The sequence below is a fragment of the Neptunomonas sp. genome (genome assembly GCF_016744175.1).
GTDB lineage: Bacteria > Pseudomonadota > Gammaproteobacteria > Pseudomonadales > Balneatricaceae > Neptunomonas.
The window spans coordinates 12,228-36,930 of the sequence record NZ_JADGEV010000020.1 but is presented as its reverse complement, the minus strand read 5'-3'; the positions used below and the strand labels follow the sequence as shown (position 1 = coordinate 36,930).

General features: G+C 43.6%; 22 protein-coding genes. 6 read left to right on the top strand and 16 right to left on the bottom strand.

Annotated features, from left to right (window positions below):
* From sucC to sdhC, 8 genes are all read right to left on the bottom strand, one after another.
* Entirely contained in the window at positions 1-1,167 is a 1,167-nt protein-coding gene (gene sucC / locus QZZ55_RS10940) for an ADP-forming succinate--CoA ligase subunit beta (RefSeq protein WP_293267363.1), read from the bottom strand.
* A gap of 142 nt (positions 1,168-1,309) precedes the next feature.
* A complete protein-coding gene (gene lpdA / locus QZZ55_RS10935) occupies positions 1,310-2,749 on the bottom strand; it encodes a dihydrolipoyl dehydrogenase (RefSeq protein ID WP_293267362.1) in 1,440 nt (479 codons plus the stop codon).
* Between the two features lie 38 nt (positions 2,750-2,787).
* The gene (odhB, locus tag QZZ55_RS10930) at positions 2,788-3,999 is read right to left on the bottom strand and encodes a 2-oxoglutarate dehydrogenase complex dihydrolipoyllysine-residue succinyltransferase (RefSeq protein WP_293267361.1); all 1,212 of its coding nucleotides are present in this window, start codon (positions 3,997-3,999) and stop codon (positions 2,788-2,790) included.
* Positions 4,000-4,052: 53 nt separating this feature from the next.
* Positions 4,053-6,884: a 2-oxoglutarate dehydrogenase E1 component gene (locus QZZ55_RS10925; protein WP_293267360.1), complete on the bottom strand. Its 2,832-nt coding sequence runs from the start codon at positions 6,882-6,884 to the stop codon at positions 4,053-4,055.
* A 270-nt stretch (positions 6,885-7,154) separates the two neighbouring features.
* The gene (locus QZZ55_RS10920; protein WP_293267359.1) at positions 7,155-7,859 is read right to left on the bottom strand and encodes a succinate dehydrogenase iron-sulfur subunit; all 705 of its coding nucleotides are present in this window, start codon (positions 7,857-7,859) and stop codon (positions 7,155-7,157) included.
* Between the two features lie 12 nt (positions 7,860-7,871).
* Positions 7,872-9,644, bottom strand: coding sequence for a succinate dehydrogenase flavoprotein subunit (sdhA, locus tag QZZ55_RS10915; protein WP_293267358.1), 1,773 nt, complete (start codon positions 9,642-9,644; stop codon positions 7,872-7,874).
* A 3-nt stretch (positions 9,645-9,647) separates the two neighbouring features.
* Positions 9,648-9,995: a succinate dehydrogenase, hydrophobic membrane anchor protein gene (gene sdhD, locus QZZ55_RS10910; RefSeq protein WP_293267357.1), complete on the bottom strand. Its 348-nt coding sequence runs from the start codon at positions 9,993-9,995 to the stop codon at positions 9,648-9,650.
* Positions 9,989-10,366: a succinate dehydrogenase, cytochrome b556 subunit gene (gene sdhC, locus QZZ55_RS10905; RefSeq protein ID WP_293267356.1), complete on the bottom strand. Its 378-nt coding sequence runs from the start codon at positions 10,364-10,366 to the stop codon at positions 9,989-9,991. The genes sdhD and sdhC overlap by 7 nt, the downstream gene beginning before the upstream one ends.
* Before the next feature lie 427 nt (positions 10,367-10,793).
* On the opposite strand from sdhC, the gene gltA reads away from it, so the two are divergent.
* A complete protein-coding gene (gene gltA, locus QZZ55_RS10900) occupies positions 10,794-12,071 on the top strand; it encodes a citrate synthase (RefSeq protein WP_293267355.1) in 1,278 nt (425 codons plus the stop codon).
* A gap of 67 nt (positions 12,072-12,138) precedes the next feature.
* On the opposite strand, the gene QZZ55_RS10895 is transcribed toward gltA, so the two are convergent.
* The 3 genes from QZZ55_RS10895 to recQ are packed head-to-tail and all read right to left on the bottom strand — an operon-like array spanning position 12,139 to position 15,482.
* Positions 12,139-12,912, bottom strand: a complete 774-nt coding sequence (locus QZZ55_RS10895; RefSeq protein WP_293267354.1) for a hypothetical protein — start codon at positions 12,910-12,912, stop codon at positions 12,139-12,141.
* A gap of 33 nt (positions 12,913-12,945) precedes the next feature.
* Positions 12,946-13,362, bottom strand: a complete 417-nt coding sequence (locus tag QZZ55_RS10890) for a VTT domain-containing protein (RefSeq protein WP_293267353.1) — start codon at positions 13,360-13,362, stop codon at positions 12,946-12,948.
* Positions 13,362-15,482, bottom strand: a complete 2,121-nt coding sequence (gene recQ / locus QZZ55_RS10885) for a DNA helicase RecQ (protein WP_293267352.1) — start codon at positions 15,480-15,482, stop codon at positions 13,362-13,364. The genes QZZ55_RS10890 and recQ overlap by 1 nt, the downstream gene beginning before the upstream one ends.
* Before the next feature lie 110 nt (positions 15,483-15,592).
* Between recQ and QZZ55_RS10880 the strand changes: the two genes are divergently transcribed.
* The gene (locus tag QZZ55_RS10880) at positions 15,593-16,180 is read left to right on the top strand and encodes a YecA family protein (protein WP_293267351.1); all 588 of its coding nucleotides are present in this window, start codon (positions 15,593-15,595) and stop codon (positions 16,178-16,180) included.
* Positions 16,181-16,253: 73 nt separating this feature from the next.
* Here the strand turns inward: QZZ55_RS10880 and alr are convergent, their stop codons facing one another.
* The 3 genes from alr to QZZ55_RS10865 form a co-directional block, all read right to left on the bottom strand.
* Positions 16,254-17,330 carry an alanine racemase gene (alr, locus tag QZZ55_RS10875; protein ID WP_293267350.1) on the bottom strand — a complete coding sequence of 359 codons (1,077 nt, stop codon included), beginning with the start codon at positions 17,328-17,330 and terminating at the stop codon, positions 16,254-16,256.
* 34 nt (positions 17,331-17,364) lie between these two features.
* Positions 17,365-17,751, bottom strand: a complete 387-nt coding sequence (locus QZZ55_RS10870) for a RidA family protein (RefSeq protein ID WP_293267349.1) — start codon at positions 17,749-17,751, stop codon at positions 17,365-17,367.
* A gap of 75 nt (positions 17,752-17,826) precedes the next feature.
* The gene (locus QZZ55_RS10865; protein WP_293267348.1) at positions 17,827-19,080 is read right to left on the bottom strand and encodes a D-amino acid dehydrogenase; all 1,254 of its coding nucleotides are present in this window, start codon (positions 19,078-19,080) and stop codon (positions 17,827-17,829) included.
* Positions 19,081-19,208: 128 nt separating this feature from the next.
* Between QZZ55_RS10865 and QZZ55_RS10860 the strand changes: the two genes are divergently transcribed.
* Positions 19,209-19,676, top strand: coding sequence for an Lrp/AsnC ligand binding domain-containing protein (locus QZZ55_RS10860; protein ID WP_293267347.1), 468 nt, complete (start codon positions 19,209-19,211; stop codon positions 19,674-19,676).
* A 79-nt stretch (positions 19,677-19,755) separates the two neighbouring features.
* Here QZZ55_RS10860 and QZZ55_RS10855 read toward each other — a convergent pair whose 3' ends face one another.
* On the bottom strand, positions 19,756-21,735 hold the full coding sequence (locus tag QZZ55_RS10855) for a methyl-accepting chemotaxis protein (RefSeq protein WP_293267346.1): 1,980 nt from the start codon (positions 21,733-21,735) through the stop codon (positions 19,756-19,758).
* A 276-nt stretch (positions 21,736-22,011) separates the two neighbouring features.
* Between QZZ55_RS10855 and folX the strand changes: the two genes are divergently transcribed.
* Positions 22,012-22,377, top strand: a complete 366-nt coding sequence (gene folX / locus QZZ55_RS10850) for a dihydroneopterin triphosphate 2'-epimerase (RefSeq protein ID WP_293267345.1) — start codon at positions 22,012-22,014, stop codon at positions 22,375-22,377.
* Between the two features lie 9 nt (positions 22,378-22,386).
* The gene (folM, locus tag QZZ55_RS10845; RefSeq protein ID WP_293267344.1) at positions 22,387-23,097 is read left to right on the top strand and encodes a dihydromonapterin reductase; all 711 of its coding nucleotides are present in this window, start codon (positions 22,387-22,389) and stop codon (positions 23,095-23,097) included.
* Here folM and QZZ55_RS10840 read toward each other — a convergent pair.
* Entirely contained in the window at positions 23,089-23,691 is a 603-nt protein-coding gene (locus QZZ55_RS10840) for an MBL fold metallo-hydrolase (RefSeq protein WP_293267343.1), read from the bottom strand. The genes folM and QZZ55_RS10840 overlap by 9 nt on opposite strands.
* A 232-nt stretch (positions 23,692-23,923) precedes the next feature.
* On the opposite strand from QZZ55_RS10840, the gene QZZ55_RS10835 reads away from it, so the two are divergent.
* Positions 23,924-24,640: a YebC/PmpR family DNA-binding transcriptional regulator gene (locus QZZ55_RS10835; RefSeq protein WP_293267342.1), complete on the top strand. Its 717-nt coding sequence runs from the start codon at positions 23,924-23,926 to the stop codon at positions 24,638-24,640.
* Positions 24,641-24,703 lie beyond the last annotated feature (63 nt).

Below are 24,703 nucleotides of genomic sequence, written 5' to 3'. Positions count from 1 at the left end.
TTACTTACCCCCCGCTGCTTTAACTGCTTGCTGAGCAGCATCTGTCAGACTAGTAGCAGCAATGATATCCAAACCAGACTCAGCTAAGCGCTGTGCGCCTAACTCAGCATTGTTACCTTCTAAACGTACTACAACAGGTACGGTTACACCGACCTCTTTAACAGCACCGATGATCCCTTCAGCAATAAGGTCACAACGTACAATACCACCAAAGATGTTAACCAAAACCGCTTTAACTTTGTCGTCAGCTAGAATGATTTTGAACGCTTCAGTAACACGTTCTTTTGTTGCACCACCACCAACATCAAGAAAGTTAGCAGGGAAGCCACCGTGTGTTGCTACGATGTCCATTGTACCCATAGCCAAACCAGCACCGTTTACCATGCAACCGATAGTACCATCCAGTGCAACATAGTTAAGATCCCAAGTAGCCGCGTGAGCTTCTCGAGCATCTTCTTGTGAAGGATCGTGCATTTCCTGAAGATCTTTGTGACGGTATACAGCGTTGCCATCGATAGCAATTTTCGCATCGAGGCAATGTAAATTACCGGCATCAGTAATAACAAGAGGGTTGATCTCAAGCAAAGCCAGATCTTTCTCTTCAAACATCTTAGCTAGACCTAAGAAGATCTTAGTGAACTGCTTAATCTGGTCACCCTTCAAACCTAACTGAAAAGCTAATTCGCGAGCCTGGTATGGCTGAGCGCCAGTCAAAGGATCTACGGTTGCTTTCAAGATTTTTTCTGGTGATTCTTCAGCAACTTTCTCGATTTCAACACCACCTTCAGTAGAGGCCATGAAAACGATACGACGTGAAGAACGATCAACAACAGCACCCAAATATAGCTCTTCAGCGATATCAGTACATGTTTCAACCAATATTTTAGTTACAGGCTGACCATTAGCATCAGTCTGATAAGTTACTAGGTTTTTACCTAACCAATTAGCAGCGAATTCTTTTGCAGCTTCTGGTGTTTCAACCAGCTTAACTCCGCCTGCTTTACCACGGCCACCTGCGTGAACCTGAGCTTTTACAACCCATTTGTCACCGCCGATTTTATTAGCTGCTTCTACTGCAGCTTCCGGAGTGTCTACCGCGTAACCTTTAGATACAGGCAGACCATATTGAGCAAACAACTGTTTGCCTTGATACTCGTGAAGATTCATGCTCTAGTCCGTTGTGTTGTCTATGATTATTCTGGGCCAGTCAAAACTAGCCCAGCCCACAAGGCTTACGACAAGCTCTCGCTAATTTGACCGAGCTTTCACCCGGTCAAAACTTTATAAACGTTTTTAATAATGTACTAAATTAGCGCTTTTTACGATTAGCAATATGTATTGCATGGTTGTCTACTGCTAGTGCAGCCTCATGCACAGCTTCACTCACTGTTGGGTGAGCAAAGACCATCAACTGCAGATCTTCAGCACTTGAGCAGAACTCCATAGCAATACCACCCTGAGCAATAAGCTCAGATGCAATAGCACCGACCATATGAACGCCTAATATGCGGTCAGTTTCTTCATCTGCAATGATTTTAACAAAACCATCTGTCGCATTAGAAGCCATCGCACGACCTGAAGCCGCGAACGGGAATTTACCGACCTTAATTTTAACGCCTTCAGCTTTAAGCTCTTGCTCTGTTTTACCAACCCACGCCAATTCTGGGTAAGTGTAAATAATGTTAGGGATAACATCGTAGTTCATCGCCGCTTTGTGACCGGCAATGATATCTGCAACCATAACACCTTCTTCTGAAGCTTTATGCGCAAGCATAGGACCGCGTACAGAGTCACCAATAGCAAAGACACCAGGCACATCTGTACGGCAAGATTCATCAACAAAGATGAAGCCACGCTCGTCTAACTTAACACCACTATCACCAGCTAATAAACCTGAGGTCTGTGGACGACGTCCTACAGCAACAATCAATTTATCAACAATAATCTCTTGCTCACCGGCAGCATCCGTGTATTTAACTTTAACTTCTTTACCGTCGATGATTTCAGTGCCAGTGCAACGTGCATTAAGCTTGATATCTAGACCTTGCTTACCCAGAAGTTTCTTAGCTTCTTTAGAAACATCTTTATCAGCAAGAGACAAGAATCCGTCCATTGCTTCAAGAACGGTTACTTCAGAACCAAGACGAGCCCAGATAGAACCCATTTCAAGGCCAATAACACCTGCACCAATAACACCAAGGCGCTTAGGCGTCTCATCAATCTTTAATGCGCCTGCATTATCCAAAATCAACCCTTCGGTTAATGGCGCTGGTGGAATTTCTACAGGAACTGAACCGGATGCCAAAATAACATTATCAGCATCGTATACAGAAACAGAACCATCAGCTGCTGTCACTTCTACCTGTTTATTGGCCAACAACTTACCCATACCTGAAAGCGTTGTAACGCCGTTGGCTTTAAACAGACCCGTAATACCACCGGTTAAATTTTTCACTATAGTATCTTTACGAGATACCATTTTCTTAACATCCATTTGAACATCAGATGTCTGTATTCCATGAACAGCGAAGTCATGTGAAGCTTCATGGAATTTATGAGTAGATTCCAACAGTGCTTTTGAAGGGATACAACCAACATTCAAGCAAGTACCGCCTAATAAAGTATCACCCTTATCATCAACCCACTTCTCAACGCACGCGGTATTCAGACCTAGCTGTGCAGCACGAATGGCAGCAACATATCCACCAGGGCCGGCACCGATTACGATAACATCAAATTTTTGCGACATGTGTCTTTCCTATTCTCACGTTGGTTACAGGGTTGAAATTACACATCAAGGAGAATGCGAGCAGGATCTTCCAGCAGACTCTTAACAGTAACAAGGAATTGTACCGCCTCTTTGCCATCAATCATACGATGGTCGTATGACAATGCGAGATACATCATTGGAAGAATCACAACTTCACCGTTCACAGCCATAGGACGATCCTGAATTTTATGCATTCCCAGAATCGCAGTTTGTGGCGGGTTAAGAATAGGTGTAGACATTAATGAGCCGAATGTTCCGCCATTAGTGATAGTAAAAGTACCACCTTGCATATCATGCAGGCCCAATTTACCGTCACGACCACGCTTACCGAAATCAGCAATCGTGGCTTCTATATCAGAAAGACCCATGCCATCAGTATCACGCAGAACTGGAACCATCAAACCACGGTCAGTTGATACAGCTACGCCAATGTCCTGATAACCATGGTAAACCATGTCATTACCATCGATAGACGCGTTAACAGCTGGGAAACGTTTAAGCGCTTCAGTTACGGCTTTCACGAAGAAAGACATAAAGCCAAGACGCGTACCATTATGGGTTTTCTCAAATAACTCTTTGTATTGCTTACGAAGCTCCATAACAGGCTTCATATTAACTTCGTTATAAGTCGTTAACATGGCGGCTGTTTGCTGAGCTTCAACCAAACGCTTAGCAATAGTGGCGCGCAAGCGTGTCATAGGAACACGCTTCTCTACACGCTCACCAGCTGCAACGTTGATAGCTACAGGCGCTGGAGCAGCGGCTTTAGGTGCTGCCGGTGCTGCTGCAGTAGCAGCGGCTGGCGCACCCGATTTCATAAAGCTCAATACGTCTTCTTTTGTAATACCACCATTTTTCCCTGTACCAGGAATCTGGTTTGCATCAAGATTATTTTCATCAATCAATTTACGTGCAGCTGGGCCAACCTTATCAGCATCTCCAGCGTCCGCTGAAGCAGTACCAGCAGCAGGAGCGGCTGCTGAAGCAGCAGCGCCAGCTTCAAAAACAGCAATAATCTCATCGCTAAGAACAGTATCGCCTTCGCCTTTAAGTATTTCTTTAATAACACCATCTTGCGGTGCTACTACTTCTAATACTACTTTATCAGTTTCAATATCTACAATCAGGTCATCAGCAGAACATGCTTCACCTGGTTGTTTATGCCAAGTCGCAACAGTACCGTCCGCAACCGATTCAGGAAATGTAGGGGCTTTAATTTCGATGGACATTTCTATTCCTTATATGCTCAAAAAGCTGCCCTTAATTGTAGGCAGCTTTGTCATTAACCGTTGATTGCTTTATTTACTAGTGTTTCTTGCTGTTCAACATGCACAGAGATATAGCCAACCGCAGGTGCAGCTGATGCTGGACGACCAACACCTTCAAGTGCGATAGAAGAATCATGCTTATGAAGAACATGGCGCATATGGTGTTGCGTGCAATACCATGCTCCTTGGTTCATAGGCTCTTCTTGACACCAAACCACCGAATCTAGATTGGTATATTCTTTGATTGTTTCAGCCAAATCCTTTTCAGGGAAAGGATAAAGCTGCTCTATGCGTACAATTGCAACATCATCTTTTTCAAGCTCTGCGCGACGATTGTAAAGGTCGTAATAAACCTTACCGCCACAAAGAACCAATCGCTTCACCTTTTTAGGCGCTAATGTATCAACTTCACCAATCACTGGAAGGAATGTACCTTCTGACAGCTCTTCTAAAGTAGATGTCGCCTGTTTGTGACGAAGCAAGCTCTTTGGTGACATAACAATCAACGGTTTGCGAAGCGGACGTACTACCTGACGACGCAACAGATGAAAGATCTGTGCAGGTGTTGTTGGCGTACACACCTGAATATTATGTTCTGCAGACAATTGCAAGAACCGCTCCAAACGTGCTGAAGAATGCTCTGGCCCTTGACCCTCAAAACCATGCGGCAGAAGTAATGTCAGGCCACACAGGCGCTGCCACTTATGCTCGCCGCTAGTAATAAATTGATCTATTACAACCTGAGCACCGTTGGCAAAATCACCAAATTGTGCTTCCCAAATAACCAACGCATTAGGCATGGTAGTTGAGTAACCATATTCGAATGCCAACACCGCTTCTTCAGACAAATAAGAGTCATGCAAAGTCAGTCGCGGCTGGTCAGATGATAAGTTCTCTAATGGCAAGTAAGTTTCTTGCGTCTTCTGATCATGTAATACCGCATGACGATGAGAGAAAGTACCACGACCAACATCCTGACCGGTTATACGAACAGGATGCCCCTCCGCAAGAATAGTGGCATAAGCAAGAGATTCCGCCATTCCCCAATTGAGTGCCATTGCACCCGCAGCCATACGCTTACGATCATCATAAATTTTTTGAACTTGACGCTGAACGGAAAAGCCTTCTGGCGTTTCACAAATCTGAGCACCAATCTCTTGAAGCAGCTTAATGTCAACGCGAGTATCACATTCAAAAGACCACTCATGTCCTAAATACGGCTGCCAATCAACAAACAGCTCAGAATTAGGCTGCTTTACTAAAGATTGAACAACATGCTCACCATCTTCAAGCAACTTGCGGTATTCAACTTCTTGAAGCTTACTCTCTTCAGCGGTGATTACGCCTTCGTTAATAAGCTGAGTCGCATACAAATCACGCGTTGTTTTCTGCTTTTTGATCTGCGCATACATTAACGGCTGTGTTCCAGATGGTTCATCAGCTTCGTTATGGCCACGGCGGCGATAACAGAACAAATCAATGACAACGTCTTTTTTAAATTCATTGCGGTAATCTAAAGCCACCTGCGTTACAAAACGTACAGCTTCTGGATCATCACCATTAACATGGAAGATTGGAGCCTGAATCATTTTCGCAACATCTGTTGCATATTCAGTAGAGCGCGAATCTTCTTTTTTATTCGTGGTAAAACCGACTTGGTTATTGATCACAATATGGATCGTACCGCCGGTTTTATAGGCGCGAGTCTGAGACATCTGAAATGTCTCCATCACAACACCTTGACCCGCAAATGCTTGGTCACCATGAAGGTTTACAGGAACAACTGTCGTTCCTACAGGATCACTACGGCGGTCCTGGCGAGCACGAACAGACCCCTCGACAACAGGAGCAGAAATTTCAAGATGGGATGGGTTAAACGCCATCGCAATATGAACTTCACCTCCAGCCGTCATTACATTAGAAGAAAAGCCTTGGTGATATTTAACATCACCTGACGTCTCAAGCGTCTTCTTACCTTCAAATTCACTAAATAATTCTGCTGGGTTTTTACCAAAGATATTAACCAGCGTATTCAAGCGTCCTCGGTGAGCCATACCAATAACAACTTCTTTGGCTCCCTGCTTACCTGCACGCTGAATCAACGTATTTAATGAAACGATCAGCGACTCACCACCCTCTACGCCAAAGCGCTTAGCACCGGCATAACGTGAACCTAGATATTTCTCTAAACCTTCTGCAGCGGTTAAACGCTCCAGAATCATCTTTTTCTTACCCACCTCTACCTGTGGATGAGAACGTACAGGTTCTAAACGAGACTGAATCCATCGCTTTTCTTGCGTATCAACGATATGCATGTACTCAGCACCCACTGTTGCACAGTAGGTTTTTTTCAGGTCAGCGAGTATATCTTTGAGGGGTGCTTCATCAGGGCCAAAAAACAAAGACCCTAACTGGAATTTAGTATCGAAATCAGCTTCAGAAAGCTCATGATATCGAAGCTCTAGATCAGGGACATCTTCCCTTTCCATCATTCCTAGTGGATCAATTTTAGCTACCTGATGTCCACGAACACGATAAGCATTGATCATACGAAGTACGCGGATCTGCTTCTGCTCATGCTCAGAAGAAACACTGCTAACAGCAACTGGCTGAGAACGCTTCTGATTTTTAGCTAAATAGAGGAAGTGCTCTCGCACTGGTGAATGAGGGACATCCAGAGAAATGCTTTCTCCCACTTTTGGCAAGCGGTCAAACTCTTCCCGCCATTCCTGTGGAACAGCATTGGGGTCCATAAGGTAAGTTTCATATAGTTGCTCAATGTAGGAAAGGTTGCCACCATAAAGGTGTGCATTTTTCCACAGCAACTCCATTACGCCTTCTTGCATTAGTTGTTCACCCTGGCTCGAGGGACTGTCTACGGAGCGGTCATCTTAATAACCAGCTTTAATCCGTGCAGATGCCCCTTCTTGTGTTTCCGTTGTCTTTACCTGCACTACCACGATGTGGCATGGAAATGCGGCCAATATTGTACGCCTTTTAAAGCGGGCTTTATATATCAAACAATGTCTGATTCTACAGAAATTTGAAGCTGGGAAGCATAAGTCTTTCGGCTAAACAGACAAAAAAAACGGCACCCAAGGTGCCGTTTTCTATTTCTACGTTGCTTGCTGAATCAGCATGTTACGTATTTTCCCGATTGCCTTAGTAGGATTTAATCCTTTAGGGCAAACGCTAACGCAGTTCATGATTCCATGACAGCGGAATACACTAAACGGATCATCTAGCTCTGCTAGACGCTCACGTGTTGCAGTATCGCGGCTATCTGCAAGGAAGCGATAGGCCTGCAATAGCCCTGACGGGCCAACAAACTTATCTGGATTCCACCAAAATGAAGGACAAGCAGTTGTACAACATGCACACAAAATGCATTCGTACAAGCCATCCAACTCTTCGCGCTCTTCTGGAGACTGCAAACGCTCCATTGGAGGTGCTGGGGTATCATTGATTAGGAATGGCTTGATTTTTTCGTATTGCTTATAGAACTGAGACATATCCACGACCAAATCGCGAATAACAGGCAGCCCAGGAAGAGGACGAAGAACCAGCTTATCATCTACCACTACTTGGGAGAGCGCAGTAACACAAGCCAGACCATTCTTACCATTCATATTCATACCATCGGAACCACACACACCTTCACGGCATGAACGACGGTAACCCAGTGATGTATCTTTATCCTTCAATAATTGAAGGAGATCCAAAACCATGATGTCTTTTCCACCAGGGATATCAATATGGATATCCTGCATGTAAGGAGCATCATCAGTCTCAGGATTGTAACGATATACGCTTACTAACACTGTAATTACCCCTTAATATGTACGAACTTTTGGTGGGAAAGCTTCAACAGTTTTTGGCGAGAAGTTAACTGCGCGCTTACCAACTGTTTTATCCTGCGGGAAGAAGACTGAATGACACAACCAGTTTTCATCATCACGCTCTGTGAAGTCGTTACGAGCATGCGCACCGCGAGATTCTTTACGAACTTCAGCAGCAATCGCTGTTGCTTCTGCAACTTCCATTAGGTTTTCAAGCTCTAAAGCTTCTAAACGCGCTGTATTGAAGGCATTACTTTTATCTTCAAGATACAGGTTGCTCACCTTAGCGCGAATCTCACCCAATAGATCAAGACCCTTCTGCATGCTTTCGCCATCGCGGAAAACACCGAAGTAAAGCTGCATCGTTGCCTGAAGCTCTTTACGAACATCAGCAACACTTTCACCTGAAGTAGATTTATTCAAGCGGTTCAAGCGAGCCATTGCACGATTTAGATCAGCTTCAGTTGCATCTTTAGCTTCATAGCCTTCGCGCATCTGCTTCTCAATTTGGATACCTGCCGCTCGGCCAAATACAACCAAATCAAGCAGCGAGTTACCCCCTAGACGGTTCGCACCATGAACTGACACACAAGCCACTTCACCGCACGCAAATAAACCATCGATAACTGAATGTCCGCCATCTTTATTTGGAGCCAAAGCCTGGCCACCAATATTAGTAGCAACACCGCCCATCTGATAATGACAAGTAGGAACAACTGGAACCGGCTCTTTTACAGGATCAGCATGAGCAAATGTTTTAGAAAGCTCACAGATACCTGGCAAGCGAGAAAGCAACACCTCCTCACCCAAGTGATCGAGTTTCAGATATACATGATCGCCATCAGGGCCACAGCCTCGACCGTCAAGAATTTCTAGGATCATTGAACGCGCAACAACATCACGACCTGCAAGGTCTTTTGCGTTAGGCGCATAACGTTCCATAAAACGCTCACCGTCTTTGTTGATCAGGTATCCACCTTCACCACGACAACCTTCAGTAACAAGAACACCCGCACCAGCAATACCTGTCGGGTGGAACTGCCACATTTCCATATCCTGCGCCGGAACACCCGCACGCAAAGACATGCCCATACCGTCACCGGTATTAATCAGAGCATTAGTAGTGGAAGCAAAAATACGACCAGCACCACCAGTAGCAAGCACTGTTGCTTTGGCTTTAATGTAAACTGTTTCGCCTGTTTCTATACAAATGGCGATACAGCCGACAACAGCACCGTCTTCATTCTTAACGAGATCAACAGCAAACCATTCATTAAGAAAGGTTGTACCAGCTTTCAAGTTAGCCTGATAAAGAGTATGCAATAAAGCATGCCCTGTACGGTCAGCAGCAGCACATGTACGTGCAGCCTGAGTTGGATTATCAGGACCTTTTGATTGACCACCAAAAGGACGTTGGTAAATTCTGCCAATCTCAGTACGCGAAAAAGGCATACCCATATGATCAAGCTCAAACACAGCTTGAGGACCTACAGAGCACATATACTCGATAGCATCCTGGTCTCCGATATAATCAGATCCCTTAACTGTGTCATACATATGCCAGCGCCAATCGTCATTTGGATCAGCACTTGCGATTGCACAGGTAATACCGCCCTGAGCAGATACAGTATGTGACCGTGTTGGAAACACTTTAGTCACACAGGCTGTATTTAACCCAGATTGCGCCAGTTGTAGTGCGGCACGCATACCTGCACCACCACCACCCACTACAATCGCATCAAAAGTTAACGTGCGCAGTTCATTCATCGCTTAGACACCCCACAGAATCTGAATACCCCAAACGACGTAAATAAACGTCAACAAACCACACCCAGACTGAACAACAAAACGTATGCCAGTTGGTTTAATGTAATCTGTACTTACTGACCATAAACCGATCCATGCATGAGCAGCCATAGAAAGTAAAGCCAGTAGGGAGAAGATGCGCATCGATGTGCACTCAAATAATGATTTCCACTGCATATAATCCATATCAGAATTAAATAGCAGATAGCCAATCATAAAGATTGTATAGGCCAGCAATACTACTGCTGTGACTCGCTGGACCATCCAGTCGTATAAGCCACTTCGGCCAAAGCTAGTGATACTTGTTACCATACCCAGACTCCTGCCAGTAGAATTGCAACTGCACCCGCGATCAATGTAGCTTTCGCTGCCATTGCTCCGCTCTCAAGCTCCTCTAAATGTCCAGCATCCATTATAAGATGCTTAACACCAGCAAGCAGGTGATACAGTAATGCAGATACTAATCCCCATGTAATCAGCCTCGCGAAGAAGCCCTCTTTTAACATGGTAGTTGCTTCGTTAAAGCCAGCTTCTGATTCGAGAGACATTCCTAATGCATATGTCATAAAGAGTGTGCCGAAAAACAACACAACACCAGTTGCACGATGCAATATGGATGTAATCGCAGGAAGTGGCTGCTTGATAGTTCTTAGGTCTAAATTTACAGGTCTTTTTTTGTTCACGGCTCTTATTCACACTTTGCTGCCCATCATGGGGCAAGGTTGCTAGGTAGTGTTCAGAGAGTAGATCCTCAGACAAAAGTACGCGCCAACACTTACCATACACGTACTTAGGATCGAGATTATAGACAGTTAAAAATCAGAATACAACGCGCTAGATCAAGCTTTAAGCCTAACGTCTAGTGAACATTAATACTCCTATGTTCTGGCCAAACATCAACCTATACAACTAAAAGGGTATACATAGTGAGGCCTATTATTGATAAAAATCACTTCCAATTGCTGCAATGCAGAAAAAGCACTTAGTGTCCAGATTGACAATCTTGAATCAATCTTTATATTGGGCATATCCCTAGCGGACTAAGACTCTGAATATACCCTACATATTAGCAGAGTCTAATATAACGAATAAAATGATAGGAGCCTAATAATGGCTGATAAAAAAGCACGTTTGACAATCGATGGTGTTGAAGAAGTAATTGAACTATCTGTTTATTCCGGCACCGAAGGACAAGATGTTATAGACGTTCGTCCTCTGACCGGCCTTGGTCTGTTCACATATGACCCAGGCTTTGTATCTACCGCAGCTTGCGAGTCTAGCATCACTTATATCGATGGTGACAAAGGCATATTGCTACACGGTGGCTACCCGATTGAACAACTTGCAAAGCATTCCGATTACTTGGAAACATGCTATTTGCTATTAAACGGTGAGCTACCAACACCAGCGCAAAAAGCTAAATTTGTCGGCACCATTAAAAATCACACCATGGTTCACGAACAAATGAACCATTTCTTCAATGGCTTCCGTCGTGATGCTCACCCAATGGCTATTATGGTAGGCGTTGTTGGTGCTTTGTCTGCTTTCTATCATGATTCTCTAGACATTGATGATCCGCATCATCGTGAAGTATGCGCATATCGCCTCATTGCCAAAATGCCAACGATTGCATCAATGTGTTACAAATACAGCATGGGGCAGCCATTCCAGTACCCACGTAACGATTTAGACTACGCTGATAACTTTCTGCATATGATGTTTGGTACACCTTGCGAAACATACGTACCCAACCCAATTCTTGCTAAAGCCATGGACCGCATTTTCTTATTGCATGCAGACCATGAGCAAAACGCGTCTACTTCAACTGTTCGCTTAGCTGGCTCTTCTGGCGCTAACCCGTTTGCATGTATTGCATCCGGTGTTGCAGCACTGTGGGGACCTGCTCACGGCGGTGCTAACGAAGCTGTATTACAGATGCTAGAAGAAATTGGTGATGAATCCAACATTCCTGAGTTCATCGAGCGCGCCAAGGATCCAGAAGATGGTTTCCGCCTAATGGGCTTCGGCCATCGCGTATACCGCAACTTTGATCCTCGCGCTAAAGTCATGAAGACAACATGTGATGAGGTACTAGCTGAATTAGGTATCGAGAATGATCCTTTACTCAAGATTGCTAAACGTCTTGAGCAAATCGCTCTTGAAGATGACTACTTTGTAAGCCGTAAACTGTATCCAAATGTTGATTTCTATTCAGGCATCATCTTGAAAGCTATCGGTATTCCAACCAACATGTTTACTGTAATCTTTGCCTTGTCTCGTACCATTGGCTGGATATCTCACTGGAGTGAGTTCCACAGCAGCCCGAATAAAATCGGCCGCCCTCGCCAGTTGTACATGGGTCCAAGCAAGCGCGATTACCCAAAGTAATTACAACACTATAAAAAAACCCGCTATATGCGGGTTTTTTTTATTTTAAGAACCTCTTACCCATAACTTACTCACCTGATAACCAATTCACCTCTATTGCCGTCGCCGGACCAACAACAACATGATCCAAGCTAGGCGGAACTAACGCTGTCGATGGCGAAACCTGAACCCTTCCACCCATAATTTCAGCATAAGTTTGCGGCAGCAATGGCTCTTTAGTTGGTTCAGCATATCCATTTGGCCATATCGGCCAACTGGTTGCAGGGTCATACTTATCACTAGCTCCCAAGGTATGGAGCAGTTCATGTGCAGCTATTAAATTATTTTGCCCCTGGTATTCTTTTTCAGCATAGCCATTGACCAATCCGATTAATCCTTTCTGCAAACCCAACGAGTGTCGTAACGATTGCTGGTTATCCGGGGAGTATAAGCTCATGTAAATTTTTATATCTGGATCAGGGCCGTCCCAGCTATCTTGCTGCCAAGACCAGTAGCGCATATGCAAACTCCATAAAACACTATCAAGTATGCTGGAATTTTTCGGGGGCTCAGGCGGCTGACTCTCTAGTTGAGGAGCCAGCATTACCTGCACAGGATTATTCAAAGCGACCTGATAACGCTTTGATTCTTTCGAAAAAAAATTCTCTATATCGTCAAAATCACTTTCTTTAAGCATCTCAACATAGCGTTGCGTGTCAGCCCTACCATCAGCATTAACAGGATAAACGATAACCCATAACGGAGCATCCCAATCCGTTGTGCGAATTTTTGAAAACATCGCATTTAAGCTCACAACTAAAAGCACACCTAAAAGTATCAAAATTCGCAATTGTCGGAACATATGAAAACCTGGCTTGATGCCAGCGACCTCCAGCTAATTAAACAGACTCGTTATCAACATATAACGAACAGCCTTTCCTAAAGCAATACAAATAATCCCAATGAATGCGTTAACTCTCATCCAACCGGCAACAAAACAAAGAGGGTCTCCAACAACAGGCAACCAAGAGAGTAATAAAATACTGCAGCCTACTTTATCAAACCAGCGTTTTGCTCTTTGATATTTACCTTTATCCAACAACTTAAACGGATAACGTATAGCAACAAGCCTCCCCATTGCATAAGTAATAACGCCGCCCAACGTGTTACCCACTGTTGCCACGCCAATCAATACCCAAGGAGATATATCTCCATCTGAGACCAGCCATGCAAGATATGCTTCAGACCCTCCTGGCAACAAGGTAGAAGATACCAAACTGCTCAGAAACAACCCCCATAGATCAGCGTTCATTAACGCTCTAACCCTTGCCGCACACAGCTCAGCACACCGATTTCATATACACCAGCAAGCGCCTCATGGACTGGTTTTAAAGCCTGCCCAAACCGTTCCTGACAATCTAAAATAACTTGCTGTATATGCTGTAATTCAGCCTCTGGCAACTCCACAACTTCCTCAACAGATAAGTCACCATTTTTAATACCTGCCGATAGGTGAATATATATAACCTTCTCGGAGAGCTTCTGCATTTTAGCAACTTGCGCAATGGCCATACCTGCCTTAAAGAGCGCAATCGATTCTTGAGCTTGGTTACTTTTATCTTCATTACTCGCAGGCTGATGACCTATAGCTTCTAAAAATTGTTCACCATAAAGTTCTAACTTTCGCTCTCCCACACCACTAATTTTGTGTAGTTGAGCATGAGTCGATGGGCGGTACATCACCATTTCCATCAAGGTTGCATCATGAAAAATAACGTAAGGTGGTACATCTTGCTCATCCGCCAAACGTTTACGTAATTTTTTCAACAGCTCCCAAAGATTATGATCTGCAGCATCCAACTGTTGCTGAGGCGCTCTACTTTTCTGGTAACCGCTGCTTCGCTCTCGCTTATCTTCTCGAAGCAACAACGTCTCTTCGCCCTTCAATAATGAACGGCAACGATCACTCAGATGAAGCACTCCATACCCATCAGGGTCAACATTAAGATAGCCACGCGCCACTAATTGACGAAACACGGAACGCCACTGGTTTCGATTTAAACCTACTCCAATTCCCCAAGTAGATACTTTTTCATGACGCTCAGATTTAACTTTATCGGTTAGGTTGCCTAAAAGAACATCAATGACATGATTAACTCCATAGCGTTGCCCCGTTCGATAAACAGAAGACAATGCTTTGCGCGCGGCTTCCGTACCATCCCATTGAGGAACAGGCTCTAAGCAGGTATCACAATTTCCACATGGCGCATGATCATTCTCACCAAAATAACCCAGCAACACTTGTCGTCTACAGGTAGTAATTTCGCAAAAGCCCATCATCGCTTCAAGCTTCTGGCGCTCTATCTGCTTAAACTGCTCTGCCGCCTGTGACCCTTCCAACATCTGCCTTAAAAAAATAACATCTTGCAGGCCATACACCATCCAAGCATCAGCAGGCATACCATCACGTCCTGCCCTCCCTGTTTCTTGGTAATAAGCCTCGATGCTCTTAGGCAAATCTAAGTGCGCTACAAATCTAACATTAGGTTTATCAATCCCCATACCGAACGCAATGGTCGCAACGATAATGATCGACTCTTCCGTAAGAAATCTATGCTGGTTATGGTTTTTTAAATCCGTGGAAAGCCCTGCATGATAAGGCAACGCATTAAAGCCACGCTCCGTCAGCCATGCAGCGGTTTCTTCAACACTTTTTCGTGATAAACAGTAAACAATACCCGCATCACTGGGGTGTTCTTGTTTTAGAAAAGAGAGTAACTGCTCACGCGCACGGTTTTTCTGACCGATACGATAACGAATATTAGGACGGTCAAAGCCTTGAATAAAGATACGCGCATTATGTAGTCCTAAGCGATCAACAATCTCTTTCTGTGTTCGCGGGTCAGCAGTGGCGGTTAACGCGATACGTGGCACATCAGGAAATGAATCCGCCAGTGATGCTAGCTTTAAATATTCAGGCCTAAAGTCATGCCCCCACTGCGACACACAATGTGCTTCATCAATCGCAAAAAGAGCAATCTCACACTGCCGTAATAGTGCGAGTGTTTTTGGCTGCGTCAAACGCTCAGGTGCAATATACAACAGATCCAACTGACCACTAAGAAGCGCCTGTTCAACTTCTGTTTGAATCACATAATCCAGTGATGAATTAAGACAAGCAGCTCTGACGCCCAATTGAGACAACGCCGTTACCTGGTCATACATTAATGCAATTAATGGCGACACAACCAATGCCGTCCCCGAACGCAGCAAGGCGGGCAACTGGTAGCAGAGCGACTTCCCCCCACCGGTAGGCATAATAACTAAAGCATCACGGTTATCTAACAAACTCTGAATCACCTCATCTTGAGGCGCTCGGAACTGGTCATAACCAAATATTTCTTTTAACACATGGAGGGTTTTATTCGTCATCTGCTGATTATCCGCAAAGGCTACACCACTGTCATCTCAAATTATCACTGACTACGCATTCGTCTAGGAGTAGAATAGCGAAAACCGCCTTTCTTTTAGGAAACCCGAATATGCCAAGTACATTAAATAGTGCTCCTTTATCCGATGATGAACTCGATCGTCTAGAAACTTTCATCTTTTCAGACGTTGTCTCAGAAGACTCTCTCGATCTTATCGGCATTCATGGTTTCCTTTGCGCACTCAATATTAGCCCTGTTCCCGCTGCTGAAGAGGAATGGATGGACGTTTTGTTTGATGGAGTACCTAATTGGGCTTCTGCTGAACAAGAAAAAGAAATCACCAGCACCTTAAATCGCTGGAAAAGTTCAATTTACAGTGATTTAAGTAACGACAGCGAACTTGGCATGCCGTGTGAGTTGACTCTTGAAACAAAAAATGAAGAGTCAGAACTAGAGATTTGGTCACAAGCCTTTATGGAAGGTGTTTTCCTCAATGAAGATGAGTGGTTTGCAGAAGGCACATCCAAAGAAGAAACTGTCGCTGAATTGATGCTGCCTATTATGGTGGTTTCAAATCTATTTGATGAAAAAGAATTCAAAGAGATCCGTAACAACCGCGCTGTAACAGAACAAATGGCTAACGAAATACCTGATATTTTAGTTGACCTATTTTTACTATTTCACGCTCCTGAAAAGTAAACAGTCAACGTAAACAAATAAACAGAACCCCGACTTTATCTTCGGGGTTCTGATTTAAAGGCGTTCCACATTATTATATGTAGTACCTTGGCACTCTTCTGGTAACACCTGTAAACAGAGTATAAGGAATAGTGCCGCAGTGGCGTGCTACTTCATTGACGCTTAGCTGCGCTCCCCATAACTCTACTTTAGAGCCCACACCAACGTTAGTTAGCCCAGTAAGATCTATTGCACACATATCCATAGACACACGACCAATAATTCTGGTTCGCTGACCATTCACAATAACTGGCGTTCCAGTTCCTGCATGGCGTGAGTAGCCATCGCCATAACCAATAGCCACTGTTCCTACACAGGTATTTTCTTCACAGACATAAGAAGCCGCATAACCAACCGCCTCTCCTGCTTGCAAGTCATGCACAGCAATTACTTCACTTTCAAGTGTCATTGCCGCCAATAATTTATCCGCATTCACCTGAGACGCTTCAAATGGCGACGCACCATAGAGCATCAACCCTGGACGAATCCAGTCGCGATGCATCGTTGGCCACGCTAATGTTGCAGGTGAGTTTGATATACTGTGAGGAGCAGAAACCCCTCTTACCGTTTGATCAAATAATGCGCCCTGTTGTAATGTATGAGGCTTATCTAGCTCATCGGCACATGCCAAATGACTCATTAGAACGATATCAGACACGTTTTCACACGCGTGCAATCGATCATATGCTTCTCGAAAATCCGTCGCATCAATGCCCAAACGGTGCATACCCGTATCCAACTTAAGCCACACTTTAACTGGTGCGACTAGCTGAGCATCTTCTAACATTGTTATCTGGTCTATACGATGAACAGCCGTCCAAAAATTTTGCTTAGCAATAGTCGATAGCTCATCTGCAGTAAAGAAACCTTCTAATAATAAGATCGGTTTCTTAACACCAGCATCACGTATTTCAATGGCCTCTTCGATACAAGCCACGCCAAATGCTGGTACCTCAGGCTCCATAGCTAAAGCAACACGTATAGCACCATGCCCGTATGCATCAGCCTTTATTATCGCGACGGCGTCAGAGCCCGAAGCTAAAGACTTTGCCAAATTATAATTCTGACAGATAGCCGATAAATCAATAATCGCCCGTGTTGCCCGGCCCATAGTTCCCCCCTTACAGTATTAAGCTAATCCAGAACTACTCTGCGATAACCATGATGGATTCAATTTCAATATCTGCATCTTTAGGCAAAGCTTTCACAGCAAATGCTGCACGAGCTGGATATGGCTCAGAGAAGTAGCGCGCCATAACTTCGTTCACCTGAGCAAAGTATTTAAGGTCTGAAAGCAAAATAGTGAGCTTAACTATATCCGAAAAAGAGCCACCAGAAGCTTCAGCAATCGCTTTCATATTTTCAAACACTCGTACAGCTTGAGCTTCAAAAGACTCCGTTACCATCTCCATGGTCTCTGGATCGAGCGGGATTTGACCGGAGATGTAAACAGTGTTGCCTGCTTTTACAGCCTGAGAATAGGTACCAATAGCCGCGGGTGCTTTGTCTGTAGATATAACGCTACGATTCATAATAAACTCTCTTTAATATATTTATGTTGGGTCATTTAATTTAAAGGCATAACAATAATGGGTAACACACTTTTTTTAAACATATCTTTCTATTCCAAGACCAGATGGGTCAATATCTGTTTGCCGACCAATAATTGAATCCGTCACAAAACGAGCAGACCCAACGGCCATCGTCCATCCCAGAGTACCGTGCCCTGTGTTCAAATAAAGGTTAGGATATTTTGTAGCCCCGAGCACAGGGGTGCCATCAGGTGTCATTGGGCGCAATCCTGTCCAAAAATCGGCCTTCGATAAATCGCCTCCTCCTGAGAACAAGTCACTTACAACGAAATCCACATTGTTTCTGCGTTTATCTTTTAGGCTAAGATCATAACCTGTTAGCTCTGCAGTACCCCCCACACGAATTCTGTCATCAAAGCGCGTGACAGCAATCTTGTAAGTTTCATCCATTATAGTGGAAACTGGCGCACGACTTTCATCAATAATAGGCAAGGTTAGCGAATAACCTTTCACTGGATATACGGGTATTTTGATGCCGACTTTAGCCAAGACAATAGGGCTATAGCTGCCAAGTGCCATCACGTAGCAATCTGCTTTAAGAGTTTCACTTGCTAGTTTGACACCCTGAATCTCATTGGCTTCCAATACCAGTTCTTTCACTTCAGCGTTATATATAAAAGTAACACCTAGCTTTTCGCATTCAGTAACCAAACCGTGGGTAAATTTAAAACAATCACCCGTACCGTCACCTGGCAAACGCAATCCACCAATGATTTTTTCTTTCACGTGCACTAACGCAGGTTCTTTCTCAACGCACGCCTGACTGTCCAAAACCTCATATTCAACACCGCACTCATTTAATATAGCGATATCTGCTTTGGATGCGGCTACTTGCTTTTCTGTTCGAAAAATTTGCAATGTACCACCAAAACGCTGATCGTAATTAAGAGATACCTCATCATTGAGTTCCTTCATGCTATCTCGACTATATTCAGCAATGCGCAGCATACGAGACTTGTTTACTCGATAAGCAGATTCAGTACAGTTTCCAAGCATTTTGGTCATCCATTTAAATAACACAGGGTCTAATGCTGGCTGTATACGTAGAGGAGCAAGATCTTGCATCATCCATTTAACTGCTTTAAGAGGGACACCTGGAGCAGACCATGGAGACGAGTACCCCGGAGAAATTTGACCCGCATTTGCATAGCTAGTTTCCAGAGCAGCGGCAGGCTGACGGTCGATTACAGTAACCTCATGACCCGCTTTCGCTAAATAATACGCATTTGTCACACCAATAACGCCACTACCCAACACCAGTATTTTCATTTTTATTCTCAGAGCTAACACAAGATTTCCGACTAGAATAAATGAAAATAACAATAAAATTTTATTGTTTTATTTATCAAATGCAGTTACTTTTACTACTTAATAAAAAATAAACAGAACTTTATAAAATGAAGAAATTAGACAGAATTGATAAAAACATCTTAACTAAGCTGCAAAAAGATGGACGTATATCTTATACCGACCTTGCAGATAAAGTAGGCCTGTCTACCACACCCTGCATTGAAAGGGTTAAGCGGCTAGAAAAAGATGGTTTTATACAAGGATACCACGCCAGATTAAATCCTGAAGCTTTAGGTTACAGTATGCTGGTTTTTGTCGAAATCTCTCTCTCTTACCAATCACCTGATGCGTTTGAGCGATTTAACCTAGCGGTTAATCAACTGCCTTATATTATGGAGTGTCACTTAGTTTCTGGGGATTCTGACTTCTTGTTAAAAGCTCGAATTAAAGATATGTCTGAATATCGTGCTTTGCTGGGTGATATGTTGCTTACACTTCCCGGTGTGAAGAACTCAAAAAGTTATATTGTTATGGAAGAAGTTAAAGAATCATTCAGTATTCCAGTGCCCGCCTAATAAGACAGACACCAAGCGCGCTCTCTATAAGCATGAAAAGCAGACCACGCATTTATGATCTGCTTTTTCCCATCAAGTCTTAAACTTTAAATCCACCCACCAACGATTTTAGCTCGTGAGCCATGCCCGCCAAGCTTTGCGCAGAGTTCTTAATTTGGCCCGCTGCCGTCGCAACTTCATCGGAGTTATCATCAATGACCGTTAAGTTCTGGCTCACATCCTGAATGACAGCTGCCTGCTCTTCAGATGCGGTTGCTATCTGACTAGACATATCCATTATTCCTGTAACAGCCTGCACAATCGTATCCAGTGAGCTTTCCACATTATGAGTACTATCGACGGTCTCACGCATTTTCTCGTGATTAGCTTCAACTAAAGAGAATGCTTCTTCGACTTCCGTTTGCAGCTCTTGGATTATTGAAGCAATTTCTGCTGTTGAGTTTTGGGTACGATGTGCCAGCGTTCGCACCTCATCTGCAACAACCGCAAATCCTCTCCCTTGCTCACCCGCGCGTGCGGCCTCAATGGCGGCATTTAATGCTAGCAAGCCCGTTTGGTCTGAAACATGGTGAATAACTTCAACAACATTCGATATATTCGTGCTGCTTGCGTGTAGCTTGTTGATCAACTGACTCAACAAATTAACATCATCAGCCAATTCATTAACAGACTGGACTGAAGCCTGCACCACTTCATGCCCATCATTTGCCATTTGGCTAGCGGTATTGGCTTGGTCAGCAGTGTTTGCAGTATTACCCGCCACTTCTTGAACGGCAGCAGATAACTCTTCTACCGCCGCCGCTACTTGAGTGGTGCGCTCTCTTTGAGTCTGTAGTTTCTGAACACTATGTTCTACTACTTCAGTGGTCTCATCTGCAATGTTCACTAACGTATCGCAACTACCTGATAACTGGCTCATTGCACGAGAAAAATTAGCCAACGTGTCATTTAATCCTTCAGCAACATGCCCCAACTCATCCTGGCTATAAACTTCAACCCGCACCCGTAGATCATGCTCATGGCGCACGGTGCTCATCACACTGAACAAGGAAGCGACCTGCCTATTTAATCCACGTATAATGCTGAAAGCAGTTAATGAAACAACTAATAATGATGCGCACAACAAAATTGCAAATATTACCAAATTAGACCAAGCCTGGCTCTGCGCTGAGTTTGCATCAAGAATGACGTCTTCAGCGAGTGTATCTTCAAGCTTCTTAAGTAAATTTATACGTTTAGTAGAAGAGTCAAACCAATGCTTGGATTCAACATCAAACCCGCCCTGTGCGGCCTTATCTGAAGCAATCGCCCTCAATCTTTCAACTTCTTGTACGGCTCCAGAACTCGAAAATCGATCGAAGAGTTTTTTATGTTTATTTGACGCTAAGTTGTTAAAAATACGGCCGTAAGTATTTTGCTCGGTCACTAAAACGATGAATTTCTCATACAGCCCAGAAGCAAATTTATCACCTGCAAATGTATTACTTAAAACGGCACGCTCAATACCAGCCCGCTCTTTTGCCTGTAAAAAGTTGTAATACGCTAAGGAAGCACGTGTTAAACCAACATCTTGACTTAAATTAGCCGTTATCGAACCAGAAGACAGTAGCTTCGCATTTAGTCCGGTGTAATATTTTAAGGCTTCTGACAAAGGCATATCTAAAGAGCTCACACGCGCTCTAACTGAATCAATTTGCCCTAGCTGCTGTTTTACATCTTTCATGAGTGAATGCAAAGAAGCATCACCGATAGTATGCCCAGTTAAAAAACTTTCCCAGTTCTTTATAAGCTTTTGTGTGGTTTGCCTTTGCTGCCCCAACACATCAGCAAACTGTTTGCCGGATGAGCCGAGAAAACCTGCTGTCGCACCCCTTTCTTTTTGCAACTCATGCACTAAGGCACTATTAACCGTTGTTAACTCAGTATAAAGAGATAACTCTTCACTTTGCTGGCTCACTGAATAGCTTTGTAGCACTTGCTTTACAAGCATCACTGTACTAATCAATACAGGAAGCGCAATCAGCATTAATAGCTTATATTTAAAGCTTAAATTTTTCATAGAGAAACTTCCTTGGTCCTATGTATTGCGTGTATTGTTTAGCATCTGACAGAAAAGCATTCCTTAAACCTTAATAAAAAGTGAATATAAGAATCAAGTGTAGCTTATTTCAGACAATTTATAACATTGAAGGCAACAAAGCACTCGACTAAATAACTATACCTCTAAATATTTATGCCTCTTCTGAAGGAGTAGCTAGGCATAGCCTACTGCGCTGCATAACGGTCATGTATACTCAGAAATCTATGCAGGAAGATATAACTTACGGATAACGCTATGAATATAAGTGATGCAATCATTCGAATAACCAACTTAAGGCTACGCACTTATATAGGCTTTAACCAAGATGAAATGGAAAAGCAGCAGGATGTTATCATCAATATAAAGATCCACTATCCTGCAGAAAAAGCCTACCAAACAGACAATGTCGAAGAGGCTCTTAACTATAAAGTCATCACTAAGCAAGTAATTCATCATGTTGAAGAAGGCCGCTTCTTACTGCTCGAAAAATTGGTCGCCGATGTTCTCGACATATGCACACAACACCCTTGGGTTAAATACGCTTCCGTCACTGTCGATAAGCCTCATGCGCTTCGCTTTGCAGACTCTGTCTCTTTAACGTTAGAAAAATACTGTGATTAAGGAAGGTATATGATTGCGCCCATTGTTATTACTGGCGTAGGCAAACGTATTGGCTATGCATTGGCAAAGCATCTACTAAGCACTGGGCATTCAGTGATAGGTACTTACCGTACAGAATATGAGTCCATTAAAGAACTACGCCAATTAGGTGCAGAATTATATTACTGTGACTTTTATGACGATGTTCAGGTAGCTAGGTTCATTGAAACAGTTAAAACGAATCACGCTCAATTACGTGCCATTATTCACAACGCATCTGACTGGTTGCCCGACAGTAACGCCAGCTCGCCTGCAGAAACGCTCAAAAGAATGATGCAGGTACACGTAAGCACTCCTTACCAAATTAACCTAGCATTGGTTGACTCACTACGAGCATGCAAAGAAGAGTTCAGTGACATTATTCACTTCACTGATTATGTCGCGGATAAAGGCAGCAAAAAACATATCGCTTATGCTGCCAGTAAAGCAGCACTTGCCAACATGACTCTCTCTTTTTCGGCCCTATTAGCACCAAAAATAAAAGTCAACGCGATTGCGCCTGCAATGATCATGTTTAATCCAGATGATAATGCCGAGTATCGTGAAAAAACACTCCAAAAATCATTAATGAAAATAGAACCGGGCACACAAGAAATCATTGATACAGTTCATTACCTGTTACATAGCCGCTACGTAACAGGCAGAACATTACATGTAGACGGAGGACGTCATCTAAGATAGCGAATTTTCAAGTTCAGCTAATACCACTCCCGCCCCCCTAAATACAGGCCAGCCATCTCCTGGTAACACAGCGGTTATACCGCTAATCGCGGCTAACTGTTTCACCGAAGCGATCGCTAGATTTTTATCTTTTAACTTTCCGTCAGGCAAGATACAAAGCTTACCTCCTGAATGCGCTCTAATGAGATCTCCCGTAATGAGAGTATCCCCCTCTGCAATAAATGCGAGCTCACCCGCCGTTTTTGAGCCTGACACACTATATACATCCAACCCTTCTAAAATATTACTCCCATCACTCAACCACTGCGCGCACTCAATAGGGAAACTCTCTTTTTCTCCCGCAGGCCCGCAAATCTGAGCCCCAGTATCTGCGGCTAATAATTGTGCATTGCGGACATGGTCAGAGTTTGAAATTATGATATGACTCACCTTCCCCAACGACAGCAAGTGTTGTTTATCATGTTCAGTTTGAGGGAGAGGATCAAAAACGATGTTCCCCTGGGGCCGTACCCATACATAGCTGTGAAAGTCTATATTTCGGTCTTCATCAAAGACACTCCAGCAATAGAAGTTATTTTTATGAAGTGTTTTCATGATAAGTCTCCAAAATAAGGGGGATGCCAATTACCTACTCACTTCTACAATACCCTTATCTGTTATTTACTGGCAATTGTCTAACACCAATTGCCCCCAATAATGTAACTTCAAGATGAATTACTACATATTATCTTCAACCTTATCTTTACCTTTATCCTTATTCACGGTTCCCTATAGAATTACTTATCTGTAATATTTATCTTTTTTAACACTTTAATGAGACAGCGCTATGGGCAGAGCCTACCAAAACCGTAAAGAATCCATGGCTAAGACGTCAGATAACAAAGCCAAGATCTATAGTAAATATGGGCGCGAAATATATGTATGCGCTAAATCCGGTGGTACTGATCCAGATGGCAACCTAACATTACGTGGCTTAATTGAACGCGCTAAAAAAGACCAAGTGCCAAGCCACGTTATTGACAAGGCCATAGACAAAGCAAAGGGTGGTGGCGGCGAAGATTTCTCCTCTGCACGCTACGAAGGCTTTGGTCCTGGCAACTGCATGGTTATTGTAGATTGTCTTACGGACAACCCTAACCGTACATTTGGTGATGTGCGTAACTGCTTCACCAAAACTAAAAGCAAAATTGGTACATCTGGCAGCGTCAGCCACATGTTTGATCACAGTGCTATCCTGGTATTTAAAGGCGACGATGAAGAAGCTGCACTTGAAGCCTTAATGATGGCCGACGTAGATGTATCTGATATCGAATGTGAAGATGGAATTCTTTCTGTGTTCGCACCACATACAGACTATTTCAAGGCAAAGAATGCATTAACTGAAGCCTTTGGTGACATCGATTTTGATATTGCTGAAATACAGTTTGTACCGCAAAACACTGCGCCTATCAGTGAAGATGATATTCCTATGTTTGAGAAATTCTTAGAAATGCTGAATGACTTGGACGATGTACAAAATATATACCACAGCGCTGAACTGTAAATCCTCCCCCATGCTCTGTTAGGAGCATGGGCTATTCCTCTACCGTATTATCGATATATCAAA